Annotated in this window: 1 protein-coding gene; it reads left to right on the forward strand. The window is 38.2% G+C overall.

What is annotated here, in order from left to right:
* A partial coding sequence (locus AC1DJR_RS33870; RefSeq protein ID WP_477004660.1) for an MFS transporter occupies positions 1-387 on the forward strand: 387 nt, incomplete at both ends.

Consider the following 387-nt stretch of genomic DNA (forward strand, 5'->3'; position numbering starts at 1 on the left):
GATATATGGGAAGTTGGCGGATCGTTATAGCGTAAAAAAACTATTGATTATTTCAATTATCATATTTGTAGCGGGTTCTATTATTGGATTTATGAATCAATCTTATGCGATTACCATTCTTGCAAGATTAGTGCAGGCGAGTGGGGGCGCGGCGTTTATTGCGCTTAGTATGATTGCAGTGGCAAAATTAGTTGCTCCTGCTAAGAAGCCTGGTGCATTAGCGATGATTAGTTCTTCTATTGCATTAGCAATAGGCATTGGTCCTTTAGTTGGCGGGGCTATTACAAATACATTAGGGTGGCCATATTTATTTTTATTTATGGTTATTTCAGTAGTTGGGATTTTCTTGCTTATAAAATTTATGCCAGAAGAAGCGCAGCATACGGA

It is taken from the genome of Bacillus sp. 05T31, from assembly GCF_056396725.1.